11 protein-coding genes are annotated in these 13,696 nt (G+C 59.0%); 4 read left to right on the top strand and 7 right to left on the bottom strand.

The features are described 5' to 3' along the window. The first annotated feature begins 18 nt into the window (after positions 1–18). Positions 19–1,188: an alkane 1-monooxygenase gene (locus tag phaeop14_RS15645; protein WP_096790334.1), complete on the top strand. Its 1,170-nt coding sequence runs from the start codon at positions 19–21 to the stop codon at positions 1,186–1,188. Here phaeop14_RS15645 and phaeop14_RS15650 read toward each other — a convergent pair. From phaeop14_RS15650 to phaeop14_RS15665, 4 genes are all read right to left on the bottom strand, one after another. Then, complete coding sequence (locus tag phaeop14_RS15650) at positions 1,185–2,564, bottom strand: adenylate/guanylate cyclase domain-containing protein (RefSeq protein ID WP_096790051.1); 1,380 nt, start codon at positions 2,562–2,564, stop codon at positions 1,185–1,187. The genes phaeop14_RS15645 and phaeop14_RS15650 overlap by 4 nt on opposite strands. A gap of 178 nt (positions 2,565–2,742) precedes the next feature. Continuing rightward, positions 2,743–3,846: a site-specific DNA-methyltransferase gene (locus phaeop14_RS15655; RefSeq protein ID WP_024098739.1), complete on the bottom strand. Its 1,104-nt coding sequence runs from the start codon at positions 3,844–3,846 to the stop codon at positions 2,743–2,745. A gap of 110 nt (positions 3,847–3,956) precedes the next feature. Continuing rightward, positions 3,957–4,574, bottom strand: a complete 618-nt coding sequence (locus phaeop14_RS15660) for a ribonuclease HII (RefSeq protein ID WP_145957411.1) — start codon at positions 4,572–4,574, stop codon at positions 3,957–3,959. Positions 4,575–4,681: 107 nt separating this feature from the next. Continuing rightward, the gene (locus tag phaeop14_RS15665; RefSeq protein ID WP_096790053.1) at positions 4,682–5,155 is read right to left on the bottom strand and encodes a hypothetical protein; all 474 of its coding nucleotides are present in this window, start codon (positions 5,153–5,155) and stop codon (positions 4,682–4,684) included. A 167-nt stretch (positions 5,156–5,322) separates the two neighbouring features. On the opposite strand from phaeop14_RS15665, the gene phaeop14_RS15670 reads away from it, so the two are divergent. From phaeop14_RS15670 to phaeop14_RS15680, 3 genes are all read left to right on the top strand, one after another. Continuing rightward, positions 5,323–5,628: a hypothetical protein gene (locus tag phaeop14_RS15670; protein ID WP_040170268.1), complete on the top strand. Its 306-nt coding sequence runs from the start codon at positions 5,323–5,325 to the stop codon at positions 5,626–5,628. Continuing rightward, a complete protein-coding gene (locus tag phaeop14_RS15675) occupies positions 5,600–6,301 on the top strand; it encodes a winged helix-turn-helix domain-containing protein (RefSeq protein WP_040170054.1) in 702 nt (233 codons plus the stop codon). Before phaeop14_RS15670 ends, phaeop14_RS15675 begins: the two co-directional genes overlap by 29 nt. Positions 6,302–6,439: 138 nt before the next feature. Continuing rightward, entirely contained in the window at positions 6,440–8,056 is a 1,617-nt protein-coding gene (locus tag phaeop14_RS15680) for a DUF427 domain-containing protein (protein ID WP_096790054.1), read from the top strand. Here phaeop14_RS15680 and phaeop14_RS15685 read toward each other — a convergent pair. The 3 genes from phaeop14_RS15685 to phaeop14_RS15695 all read right to left on the bottom strand — a co-directional run bounded on the left by phaeop14_RS15685 (position 8,046) and on the right by phaeop14_RS15695 (position 13,254). Continuing rightward, positions 8,046–9,080, bottom strand: a complete 1,035-nt coding sequence (locus tag phaeop14_RS15685) for an ACP S-malonyltransferase (RefSeq protein WP_096790055.1) — start codon at positions 9,078–9,080, stop codon at positions 8,046–8,048. The genes phaeop14_RS15680 and phaeop14_RS15685 overlap by 11 nt on opposite strands. Continuing rightward, on the bottom strand, positions 9,077–11,266 hold the full coding sequence (locus tag phaeop14_RS15690; RefSeq protein WP_096790056.1) for a thiamine pyrophosphate-dependent enzyme: 2,190 nt from the start codon (positions 11,264–11,266) through the stop codon (positions 9,077–9,079). The genes phaeop14_RS15685 and phaeop14_RS15690 overlap by 4 nt, the downstream gene beginning before the upstream one ends. 173 nt (positions 11,267–11,439) lie before the next feature. Next, the gene (locus tag phaeop14_RS15695) at positions 11,440–13,254 is read right to left on the bottom strand and encodes a BCCT family transporter (RefSeq protein ID WP_096790057.1); all 1,815 of its coding nucleotides are present in this window, start codon (positions 13,252–13,254) and stop codon (positions 11,440–11,442) included. Positions 13,255–13,696 lie beyond the last annotated feature (442 nt).

Raw genomic sequence — 13,696 nt, forward strand, 5'->3', positions numbered from 1 at the left:
CACTGGATTTGCGCCATGATGACCACCCCCGAAACACTGCGCAGCTGGCAGGCAGCTCTACCGTTCTGGCTGTCTTTTCTGCTGGTTCCCCTTGTGGTGTTGGCCGCCGTCTATGGCGGTTGGGCCATTTTGTTGCCCCCCTTGGCCACTTGGTATCTCTTTGCCGCGCTTGATGGGGTGTTTGGTCTCAACCTGGAGAACGCCGACCCGCTCACACCCGAGGACGACCTTCGCTGGTACTCCGCCCTGACCATGGCCTGGGTCCCTGTGCAGGCCATGTTGCTCATAGCCATGCTCATCTATGTGCCAGCGGCAGAACATCTGTCAGGTCTTGAGAAGTTCGGCGTGTTCTTCGGCGTTGGCGTCCTGAGCGGCACTGTCGGGATCAACTACAGCCATGAATTGATGCACCAAAAGAGCAAGCTGGAACGCTGGCTGGCGGATATCCTGCTGGCCATGGTGCTCTACTCGCATTTCAGATCCGAACATCTGCTCGTCCATCACCGCCATGTCGGCACACCCCGCGACCCGGTGACGGCGCGCTACAACGAAGGGTTCCACCGGTTCTATCCGCGAGTGCTGCGGCAATGCTGGCAATCCGCCTTTCGCGCCGAGAGCGCCCAGCTGGCGCGCCGCAATTTGCCCTGGACCGATCGACGCAATCCCTTCTTTCGCTACTGGACGCTACAAGGGCTTATGCTGTTGGTCGCGGTTTTGCTGGGTGGGTTCACAGGGCTGTTGCTGTTTCTGGTGCAAGCAGGTGTTGCGATCTGGCAGCTGGAGCTGGTGAACTACGTCGAACACTACGGGCTGACCCGCAAATATCTGGGCAATGGCAAATTCGAACACGTGATGCCACGGCACTCCTGGAACGCCGCACATAAGGCCTCGAACTGGTTGCTGATCAACTTGCAACGCCATTCTGACCATCACTACAGACCGGACCGACGGTTTCCCCTGCTACAGAACCATACCCCGGCCGACGCACCACAGTTGCCCTACGGCTATCCGGTGATGACCGTCGCCGCGATGTTTCCACCGCTCTGGCGCCGGATAATGAACCCGCGGGTGCGGCGATGGCGGCAGATGTATTACCCTGAGATCACCGAATGGAGCGCCTACAATAAGGCTTTGCCGGCGGATCAGCGACCAGAACCAGACCCCACCACGGGTGCCACAGCCTGCTAGCGCGGCAGCGCCCAAAGTGTCATCGATCGTGTCAATCCACGCAGCTCAGACGCAGGGTACCGGGCAAAGCCAGCTCGCTCCAGGTTGGCCGGACCACCCTCGGCCTGCACCTGCTGACGCAGCGCCTCACTGATCACAAGCTGGGCCTCCAGTTCACGTGTACGCTCCTCCAGCCGGGCAGCAATATTCACAGCATTGCCAATCACTGCATACTCCAGCCGGTTCGCACCGATGTTACCAATAACGGTCTCACCGAAATGTACTCCGATACCGACGCGTATCTCAGACTCACCATACCGACGGCGCTCTGCATTCCAATCAGCCAGTGACGTCAGCATGGCCCGTGCACAGATCAACGCGTTGGTTGCATCCTTTGGTCCCGCCAAAGGCGTGCCAAAGGTCGCCATCAGACCATCGCCAAGGTATTTGTCCAGCGTTCCTTCGTGACGGAAAACCTCCCGTTCCATCCGGCCGTGAAAATCCCGCAAGAGATCAATCACCTGATAGGCATCGCGATCCGCCGCGAGCCGGGTAAACCCAATGATGTCAATGAACAGTATCGCCACATCCTGGCGCCGGGTCTGCTTCAACGGCTCGTCGTTCTGTGAGAGCTGCTGCACGACATTGGGTGAAAAATACCGCGAAAGATTGGCGCGCTCGCGCTCCAGTACCGCATTATTCTGGATCAGCTGGTAAAACCGCCTTGAAGACACCGCCAATGTGACCGCGACCAGAAAGAACACGATCGCCTCCTGAAGTCGCTGATGCAGAGCAAAGTCCGTTGGATCAACGAAAGGGGCCAGCGCCTGGTTGCCTTCAACCGCTGCCAAGAGCGCCGCACTCATCCCCGACTGAGGCGCGGCAAACCACCAGGCGGTAAAGGCCGCCGACAGCCAGATCAGCACCGTCCAGCTGCCGATGGCAATCACCGTGCGCCAGGAATACGCAAGGGTTCCGGCCGCCAGAATGATGAAAAAGTAGATGAAATTGCCATAGCGATACTGAATCGCTAGTGGCAGATCCTCGCTGCTGAACGGGTTCGGAATGACCATGCCAGCCGTCATGATCGCCAGATCGGCAAAGATCAGCAGCATCTCTAACCGCGATTGCCCGACCCGACCCACTCGGCGGATGAGCCAGCCGTTCAGGCACAGCAACGCCAGAATGAAATGGTAGTACAGAACATCCCACTCGGGAATGACATAAACCAGAAACGCCGCCGTGACCGCCATCGCAATCCAACGCGCGCGCACCGCCAGCTCCAGCCCATTGCGCTTGTGCTCGGTTAGTGCGTCCAGCGCATAGGGGCTCTCTTGCGTGAAAATCGCTTCATCGCTGTCCAATGCCGGAGCGGGAGCGGAGGCAGTTATGGCCATGACGTCTGTCCATCTATTGGCGCCAGTCTCACGCTAAAATAGCGACAGCTGCCGCCAGATGCACCCCATGAAGCACCGCTATAAACGAAAAGACCCCGCCGGATTGGCGGGGCAAGGTTGGCGCCGTCGACAATGCGACAGCGCCTGCGGTTTCACACAGGTTGTGAAAAGGGTGGGATCAGTTCTGAAGTTCTGCCCGAATCTGTTGGCGCAACACATCGATGGGCACGGTTTTTCCATCCCGCTTGAAACACCAATAGGTCCAGCCGTTACAGGACGGTGCATTCTCCAGATGTGCCCCGACCTGATGGATCGATCCCTTGATATTGTCGCCAATCAATGTGCCATCCGCGCGGACCTTCGCCTTGTGGCGCTGGTTCATCGAATAAAGCTCATCACCCGGACGTAGCATACCGCGCTCAACCAGCTGCCCGAAGGGCACACGCGGCTCGGCGCGTTTGCTGGCGGACACCTGCAGCGCCTCGCGGTCGAATTTGCGCACCGATTTGATGCGTTTCTCCGCGACCTCACGATAGGCGGCTTCGCGCTCGATCCCGATAAACTCACGGCCCAGCATCTTGGCCACGGCACCCGTGGTGCCCGTGCCGAAGAAGGGATCCAGTACCACATCGCCGGGATTGGTCGACCCAACGAGGATACGGTGCAGCAGCGCCTCGGGCTTTTGCGTCGGATGCGCCTTGTTGCCGGCGTCATCTTTCAGGCGCTCATGCCCTGTGCAGATCGGCATCACCCAGTCAGACCGCATCTGCAAACCTTCGTTCAGCGCCTTCAGCGCCTCATAGTTGAAGGTGTATTTTGCGCCTTCAGACTTCGATGCCCAGATCATCGTCTCATGCGCGTTGGTGTACCGCTTGCCGCGGAAATTCGGCATCGGGTTCGACTTGCGCCAGATCACATCGTTGAGGATCCAGAACCCTTCGTCCTGCACGGCTGTGCCGACCCGGAAGATATTGTGGTAGGATCCAATCACCCAGATGGAGCCGTTGGGCTTCAGGATGCGGCGGGCCTGTTTCAGCCAGTCGCGGGTGAATTTATCGTAGACGCCAAAGCTGGAAAACTGGTCCCAGTGATCGTCAACCGCGTCCACCTTGCTGTTGTCAGGGCGGTGCAATTGCCCCTTCAGCTGAAGGTTATAGGGCGGATCTGCAAAAATCAGATCAACCGAGTTTGACGGTAGACCGGACATCACTTCGATGCAGTCACCGTCAAGGATCGCGTTTAGCGGGAGCGCCTCGGCGCCCCGTGTAAGTGTTTTGTTCATTTGCTCTGCCTCGATAACCACGGCGCATTTTTGCGCTCATTTTGGTTGTCCACAGGATGAGTCATCGTGGATTCGAGGTCAATTTGTTTTTTAGAACAACGCGATGTGGTTCACTCTTGATACAAGATATTGTGGACAGGCTTAAAGGAACGCCGATGATGTGGGGTCACCCCTAGGCAAACCAACGCCTCGCGATGCTGTTTGGAGGGGTAGCCTGCGTTTTTCTCCCAGCCATAGCCGGGAAACTGTTGCGCCAAATCCACCATGATCCGGTCACGCGCCTGTTTCGCCACGATGGAGGCGGCCGCGATGGAGACTGATTTGGCGTCCCCCTTGATGACGAACTCTGACGCTTGCAGCAGCCCTTTTGGGATCAGGTTGCCATCGATCAGCAGATAGTCCGGCGCCGGGTCCAGTGCCGCAACCGCGCGTTCCATCGCCAGATGCGACGCACGTAAAATGTTCAAAGAATCAATCTCTTCGACAGAGGCATGGGCAATCGACACCTCAGCCTGTGCAAAGATAGACGCCTCCACTGCCTCGCGCCGTTTGGCGCTCAGCTTTTTGGAGTCGTTCAGCCCCTCGGGGATATTATCAGGGTCCAGGATCACCGCCGCTGCCGTCACCGGCCCTGCCAGCGGGCCACGCCCTACCTCATCCACGCCTGCAATGCGCATCTGGCCACGCACTCGCGCCGCCGCTTCCAAACTATAATCGGGATACTCCATCCTTTGGTCTGACCGGGTTTTGCGCTGAGTTTCAAGCCCAGCCATCAGATGAGCACAAAAAGAGGGGGCCGAAGCCCCCTAAGTCTGCTCGAACCTATGGTCCCGCGTTAGCGACGAGTGATGCGATAGCCCCGGTTCTTCAGGCAATCGGGGCGGTAACCAACGCGGTTGCGTTTGCCGTTCCAGAAGGTCACCTGGCAGGCACGCGGCAGCTTGTGTTCAAAACCGTACTGTTTGCGCAGGCAGCCCCGGCCCATCAGGGTGCGGCTCTGGCTGTAGCGCGGGAAATACCGCACGCATTGCGCTGGCAGGTCATAGCGCGCCACCCGCGGCGGCAGTGGTTTAGGACGATGGGGGCGATGCGGTCGGGTTACCTGCTGATGGTCATCATCCCGATTGTTTTTCACAATAGCGCCGATAATGCCAAGAACCGCCAGACCCGCCAGGACCTTGGCGATATCTTCATCCGCCCGTGCAGGCGCTGCGGAAAAACCGGTCACCGCAACCGCGGCGGCAACAATCAGCGTGATGAACTTGCGATGCGGTTTGATATCAACGCTGGAGCGAGGGCTGCGAAACATGGGATGTCCTTCCTTGAGGTCTGAAAACATGAGGTCAGATGACCGATGCAGTCAGCCTGGGGTCAGCCCCCTCGGACAGGCAATAACGCGGCCCTGTTATCGAATATCACTGCGCGCAATCACCTGTGGTTATTGAATATCCCGCAACAAATGCGCAGGGTGAGGGCATGAAACAGTTGCTTATCTCCACGACCCTGATTGCCGGTCTTGCTGCCGGTATACTCAGCGATGCACCTGCGGCCACAGCCGCCGAATGCTACGCCGACTACAAGGCCAAACAGGATGCGCCCCTGCGGCTGCACTACGGTGTGATCCAGATTGGTGGTGCCTGTAGCAAACCAGCGGCCAAGGCGGAAATCTCCGGAAGGTTATCAGCGGCAGGCTGGACCTTGCTGAATGTTCTGTCCATTTTTGGTCCCGACGGGCTGGAACAAAGGAAAGCAGATGCCGGACCCTATTTTCTCCGTTTCTGAGGTGCGCGCGGCAGGCAGCCGCGTCATCGCATTGGGGATTGCTGCCATTGTTGCCCTCCTGGTCATTGCCGGCACCGTGCTCCTGCTGACGCTGCCGGATGCCAATGCCTTCAACGCCCGGGTGGAGCGTGTCTTTGTCGAGAATGACCTCACCACTCAGGCCGAAATCAAACTGCTGGAAATCCTCGCCCAATCCGGCACCGCCTTTGCCGACACGCTGACCAGCTATCGCATGGTGATTTTTGTCCTGCTGGTTTTTGCCACCATGATGATGGTCGCCGCCTTGGTGGTGCTGGCCATGCTGGTCATGCTAAACCGGCGCATGGTGCAGATCGAACGCGCAGGCATTCAGGTGACCGAACTGCTGATCAGCCGCGAGGAAAATACCGTCTATCTCAATACCATGGGCTTCAAACTGACCGCCGCCGCGATGGAGACCCTCGCGGTTCTGGCGGAGGCACGTCTGGATGACGATGTGCTTTCCGGTGCGGAGATTGAGGCGATGATCTCCGGCCGCCCGTCCATCGATTGCGAAGAGGCCGCGGGCGCCACCCGGATCAAACGCCTGCGCGATACATTGGGCAATCAGATGGTGAGTGAGCTTCTGGTCAAGAATATCGCCAAACGGGGCTATGTTCTGTCGATCAGCAAGGATGTGATCCGCATGGTCTGACCGACTGCAGTGGGCACCCGTGCAGTCGGTGACCAATTGGCAGCCGGTGTGGAAACAGCCCTGAGGTCAAGCCGATCAATTCCCCGTGCCGCTCTGGCATTTCTAGCATCAATCACCACATAATAGAGGGCAGGTCGCATGGCCCCCATGCTGGCCAATCAGCAGGAAACGACGCTTATGAATTTGCGCGCAAATACCGCTCCGCAGCCCTATGGCATCCTGATTGAAGAGCTGCGCGGGCCGGTGACCGCGCGCCTCGGTGGGAAAATCATCGCGCAAAGCACCCGCGCCAAGGTGATGTATGAAACCCGCCAGCCTGCCGCGATTTATTTCCCTCGCAATGATATCCACTCCTGCCTATCTGCAGCCAATGGTCACCAGACTTTCTGCCCCTTCAAGGGCACAGCGGGCTATCAGGATCTTCAGCTTGGCAAACACTGTATTGGCAATGCCGCCTGGTCTTACGACGAAGCCTTGCCTGAGGCCTCCGGAATTGCAGGTCATGTCAGTTTCATGCCGGACGCCAACGTCGACATCGACCTGGGCAGCAATCAGCTGGTCATCCCCGACTACGGCAATATCTCCGGCCCCCTGATCGACTGGCTGCTGCGTGAGGCAGCCTATTTGCCCACACCGGAGGAGTTTACCCAGCGCCTTTCCGAAAAACTGGTGGAACAAGGCGTTCATCTATCTCGCCTTTCGGTGATGGCCTGGTCTTTGCATCCTATGATCGCGGGCAAGAACTTCATCTGGAGCCGCGCATCAGGCAAGGTGACCACCTATGCGCCTAGCTATGAGATCCACGACCACCCGGCCTTCCAGAACAGCCCCTTGCGCCACGTCTCGAATGGGCTGGGCGGAATTCGTCAACGTCTGGATCTGGAACAGCCCAGCGACGCGTTTCCCATCCTGACCGACCTGCGAGAGGAGGGCGCGACGGACTATGTGGCCATGCCGCTTCCGTTTTCGGATGGGCGCATCAATGTGCTGACTGTTGCCAGCCACCACCCCAAAGGTTTCACGACTGAGAACTTGGGGCTGATATTTGAATGCTCCGCAGTGATCGCGCGCTACTACGAAGTGTTCATGCAACGCGAAAACGCCCAGTCCCTGCTGGAGACCTATGTCGGCAAACGCACCGGCGCGCGGGTTCTGGGCGGAGAGATCCGGCGCGGCGATGGCGACGATATTGATGCGGCCATCATGTTCTGCGACCTGCGCGGTTCGACCCGTCTGGAAGAGGAGCTGGGCCGCACCGCCTATATCGAACTGCTCAACAATTTCTTTGAGACGGCATCCACCATCGTGCACGACCACGGGGGCGAAGTGCTGAAATTCATCGGAGACGCTGTTCTGGCCGTGTTCCCGGCGGGTGACAGCCCGGCTGAGGCACGCGCTCAGGCGCTGCAGTCAGCGCGCGCCATCGTTGCCGCGCTGGACGCCATGGGCGACGATCCCGGCCAGAGGCGCAGCGAATGCTCCATCGGTCTGGCCTATGGCGGCGTCACCTATGGCAACGTCGGCTCGCGTGAGCGGCTGGACTTCACCGTCATCGGACAGGCCGCAAATATCGCGGCACGGCTCGGCGACTATGGCAAATCCTGTGGCCATACCATTGTGGTCAGCCGAGACTTGCTGGAGACACCGGAACAAGCCACGCCGCTGGGGTCTGTGTCACTGCACAACGTCTCACGCCCCGTAGAGGCCTTCGCCGTGTCCATGGCCATCGACCCAGGCCAGCGTGCTAGCGGCTGACCAGCGCCCGTTGCGCCGGATCGCCCATGGCAACAACCACCGGGTCCTGCGCCTGTCGCGTCTTGAACGCCGCCTTCCCGTCCAGCCCCTGCCAGTTGATCTGTGCCAAAGACTGCGCCACCGCTCCTCCAAGTGTGGTACCCGGCCCGGCGATGATGAACAGATCCGGCGCAAACTCCTGCGCCGCCACCTGTACGGCGCGGGTGAAATCATAGGGTTCGACCACCTGCGTGTTCAGCGTATAACGCCAAAGGCTTTCCACCGTATCCGCGCCCGGCCACCAAATCTGCCCGCGTCCGTCGATCAGCGGCTTCTTGGCGGGACCAAATAGCGATTGTGACAGCCGTGCCCGACCGGCAGCAGCTACCGGAGCCTGCAGCTCCGTGTGGAATGCCGCATGATTGGCCAGACGCATGGGAAAACGATCCTGCAGTGGGGGCACGGCCCGTTCGAACGCGTCTAGCCCCTCGGCATTCCCGGCCAGAACCAACATACCACCCAGATCGATTGACAGCGACAGCTGGTGACCAGGTCGCATGGCGATGTCACTGACCAGCTGCAACAGCTCCGCCTTGCGGCGACGATCCAGCTGCCAATCTTCGCTCTGACAGGGATAGACCAGCTGCCCACCAATCAGGTGCTGCTGCATCAGCTGGCCCATGGTGTTCACCACCTCAAACCCCGCCTGTGGGCTGAGTGTCCCCGCCGCCGCCAGCGCGATATACCAGCCCATGGAATTGCCGGTGACCGCGACGATGTCGATGTCCTCTGCAAGGGACTGCGCATCTGCGATGGCACTGGCATAAATCAGCGGCGAAGCCACGTCACCACGCGTGTATTTCGACACTGAATAGCGATCGGCAGCATCCAGAGCCGAGACGCTCTCCTGTCCTATTGCGTCTCGCATAGCATCAAATGCACTAATTAGAGCCTGTTTATCGCTGTGGTAGCGGGACAGGTAGCCCAGCTCCGCCTTGTTATAGGTACCTCGTCCAGGGCAGATCAAAACAGCGGTCCGGGTCATGTTGCGGCTCCCGTCAAGCGAAGGGCAGCAGCCACAATACTCTCCTTCGAGGGCAAGGTCGCCGCATAGGCCGGTCCCGTTGGGATGAAACAATCCTCTGCCACAACACGGGCCATCGGGCTGCCCTCCGCCTCATAAAACAGCGCCATCAGCGCCTCCGACTGACTGCCAGTGGTGCGGCATTCATCCACGATCAGGATTTTATCGCAGTCGGCGGCTGCAGCCAGCAGCGCCTCTTTTGGCAGGGGCGCGAGCCAGCGCAGATCAACGACACGGGCGGCAATCCCCTTGGCTGCGAGATCCGCCTGTGCCTGCGTCGCCAGATAGCGACCGTTGCCGTAGGTGACGATTGCGAGATCGGTTCCATCCCCATGCACACCGACCTCTCCCAGTGCGATCCGCTGATCCGGCTTTGGGTAGTGACGCATCCAGCCGCCATCCTTGGGCGCGTGCAGATCCCGCATCGGATAAAGCGCGATAGGCTCGACGAAGACCACGACCCGTTGCTCCTCCCGCGCAAGCCGTACAGCTTCGCGCAGCATCATCGCAGCTTCTGCCCCATCTGAGGGGCAGGCAATCACAATGCCCGGAATATCGCGCAGCACAGCCAGCGAGTTGTCATTGTGGAAATGCCCGCCGAACCCTTTTTGATACCCAAGCCCTGCAATACGCAGCACCATTGGGTTGCTGAACTGGCCATTGGAGAAAAACGGCAGTGTCGCTGCCTCGCCGCGGATCTGATCTTCTGCATTATGCAGATATGCCAAGAACTGGATCTCTGGGATCGGCACGAATCCGTTGTGCCCCATGCCGATGGCCAGCCCAAGGATCGACTGCTCATCCAGCAGCGTATCGATCACCCGATCCTGACCAAACCGCTGCTGCAATTTCTGGGTAACACCATAGACACCTCCTTTGCGGCCTACGTCCTCACCCATCACGACCAGTTCGCCGTGCGCCAACATCAGATCTGTGAGCGCCCAGTTGATCAAACGGCTCATTGGCTGTGGATCTGCCTGCGCGCGCAGGTCGCCACCCAACGCCTCTGCCCGGGCCTCAGCACTTGGTCCATTGGTCGGTTGGCACATCCGGGCGGGCGGAACCAGGCTCGCGTTCACCTCATCAGCCGTTTTCAGATGGGGACGGGTGACAGCCTCCGTTCGGATCCTCTCGACCCGTTCACAGGTCTCGGTATAAATCTCCAGTGCGGCCTCGCAGGACAACGCGCCTGTTTCTGACAACAGACGTACCGAATGCAGCAGCGGATCATTGGCCTCATCCGCTTCGACCTCCGCCTTGCTCAGGTAGGTTGTCGGCACATCGGCCCCCGCGTGACCATAGAGCCGGACCGTGCGCAAATGCAGGAACGCAGGCTTGCGCCGCAGTCGCACATAGTCTGCCGCCGCCTGTGCGGTTGCATAGGCATCATGCATATTCAGCCCATCGGCCTGAAAATAACGCATCCCCGGACGGTGAGACATCGACGCCTCGATCCAGCCCTTCGGTGTCTTGACCGAAATGCCGATCCCGTTGTCCTCACAGACAAACAGCAGCGGCAGGGGTGTCGACTGCACGGAGGTCCAGCACGCCGTATTGACGGCCCCCTGCGCCGTTGAATGATTGGCAGAGGCGTCGCCAAAGGAACACATCACCAGCCCATCTTCGGCCAGAACCCGATGTTCCGGATCATGACGCCGCGCCGCGCCGATGGAGTAAGCCGCGCCGACCGCCTTTGGCAGGTGGCTGGCGATGGTGGATGTCTGCGGCGGGATCATCAGCGCCTTTGAACCCAGCACCTTATGCCGCCCGCCAGATGTGGGATCCTCAGCGGAGCAAGCGAAGGACAGCAACATGTCCCAGGCAATACTCTGCCCCGGTACTTGGCCCGCACGGGCGATCTGAAACGCCGCATCGCGATAGTGCAGAAAGGCCATGTCATCGGGCCGCAGCGCTCGCGCCACCGCCGCCATGCCCTCATGCCCTGACGACCCGATGGTATAGAACCCCTGCCCGGCCTTCTGCATCGCCCGGCTGGTCCGGTCCAGCGCCCGGCTCAGTACTTGCGCGCGATAGATCGCCACCGCTTCACTGGGCGTCAGCGCGCCCTCTGGTGCGGCGCCCGGTGGCAGGGACCCTGTCCGCACGCGCTCAAGGAAATTTTGATGTACGATCTCGGCGCGATCCATGGCCTTACCCCTGACAGTTCAATGGCTTTATCACCCAAATCCGCCAGTCTTACCAATGAGATTACCGCCACCATCTATGAGCATCACTCATAGGTTTTGGCCTCATCACTCAGAAACGACAAAGGCCGCGCCGAGGCGCGACCTTTGCTCTCAGGTCAGAAACTGAACCGTGATCAGTCTGCTTTGGCACGCAGGCTGTCGCGGTACAGCGCTTTCGCCAGTGAGATCATCATGAAGACCATGACAATGGTGAACGGCAACGCGCCGATAATCATCGCATTCTGCAGGGCCCCAAAGGGGTTGGACGCCGTGCCGCTGTTGCCCGCGATGATCAGTGCGCCGATGACGGAGGTCAGGATCAGCCCCCAGATAATACGGTGCTTGATGCCGGTTTCCTGCTCACCGCCGGACATAATGGTGTTCATCACCAAAATCCCCGAGTCCGCCGACGTGACCAGGAAGGTCATGATCAGCACAACGCACATCACGGTGATGGCCGACAGGAAGCCACCGGAAATCATCTGCTCCAGCGTTGCAAAGAGCTTCGCCGTGTTGGTGGCTCCGATGATTGACCCCGCGGCGGAGCCGTTCAGTTCCAGATCAATCGCAGTGCCGCCCAGAATAGTCATCCACAGGAAGCAAACGATCGCAGGCGCGATTACACAGCCCAGGATGAACTCACGCACGGTGCGGCCCTTGGAAATGCGCGCCAGAAACAGGCCGACAAAGGGTGAGAACGCAATCCACCAGGCCCAGTAGAATGTCGTCCAACCGGCCTGCCAGCCGAACTGGCGACCGGGTTCACCGGCGGCATAGACAGCGTCTGCATCCAGTGCAGCGGCAGTGGCTGGCAACCCTTCGGTGAAGCCGCCCAACGATCCCCACGGCGATGTTGCCGAACCGTAGACCGTGCTCAGATCGTCCGCGGGCAAAGCCTGCGCCGCATCAGGCAACGCCGCAGCAAAGGCCTCAGCCGATTGCGGACCATAGGCACCAAACGACATCTGAGTGAAGTGAAGGATATAGTCCACCAACCCGCTGCCGAATTTGGTCATCGCAAAGAAGAACGAACCGAAGAACACAAAGGTCAGCAGCAGAATGACCGACAGCACGAGGTTCAGGTTAGAGAGGTATTTGATCCCACGACCAACGCCTGACACGGCTGACAGGATCGACAGTCCCATGATCACAAAGAGTGCCGACAGCAGGCCCACAGTGCTGGGCTTCGGGGCTTCGGTATCGCCATTCATCAGCCATTCCATACCCGAGACCGCATAAACACCATCGACAAACTGGCTGACGCCAAAACCAATGGTGACCGAAACGCCCAAGATCGTGGCGACCACACCCAGCACATCAACAAGATGACCAACAAACCCGTTTGCGGCCTTGCCCAGCAACGGCGTCAGCGCCGAGCGAATGGTCAGCGGCATATCGCGCGTGTAGGCGTAATAGGCTAGCGACAGACCGGTCAGCACGTAGATCGCCCAGGCATGGAACCCGTAATGCAGGAAGGTGTAGCGATAGGCAGATTGCACGGCTTCTTCGCTGTTGGCTGCAACGGCACCGGACAGAACAACCGGGTTCGACCCCCAAAGACCCAGCGGCTCAGCCGTTGCAAAAACCATCAAACCAACGCCCAGACCAGCGCCGAACATCATTGAGAACCAAGAGAAATTGGAAAACTCAGGCGCGGCATCCGCCGGACCCAGTTTTTTGCTTCCTGTGGCTGGCAGGATTGCCAGCACAAACAGGAAAAAGGCAAAGGCCCCCACTGATATGATATAGAAGGCATTGAACCCATTCAGCAACTCACTGTTGACCCAAGACAGAATGCCGCTGGCCTTGCTGGGCCAGACCAAGGCCCAAAGGACCAGCGTTGTCATGATGATTTTACTGATCAATGCGATAGGAAGGCTGTGGCCTTCGTAGAACCCGGATGGAGCCGTTTCGATCTCCAGCTCGGTAAATGGTGGCTTGATTGACATGATCGTTCCCTGATGAGTGTGGCGCGTCTTTTTTTGTTGATCCCCGTCTCACCCTGACGCTCGGGTGGCGAGTTGGTCTCCTCCTGCACATTCAAACCGCGCAGGCTGCAATTTGGTCGTGGCGAATTACAAACAATTCCAGAACATGCGCGCGCTTGGCTTCGGTGCTTTTTATCAGCGTTGCCAAAACGGCGGGTTCGGAGACTCTCCTTTTCCTCTGGCGTGCCTGACACGGCGCCATCATAGATTTGGCTAAGACTAGCCAAATACAGCGCGCCAAGCACTTCGATTAAAATGTAGCGAATTTCAGATTATCTAAATTCACCCCGAAGCGCGGTGAATGATCAGCCAGTGACAGGCGAAATGAATGCAATTTTCGACCGCAACAGCAGCCGAAAGCGACAGATTTGACGTTTCAGACGGCGGAGTCCGCCAATATATG

The sequence above is a fragment of the Phaeobacter piscinae genome, assembly GCF_002407245.1.
GTDB lineage: Bacteria > Pseudomonadota > Alphaproteobacteria > Rhodobacterales > Rhodobacteraceae > Phaeobacter > Phaeobacter piscinae.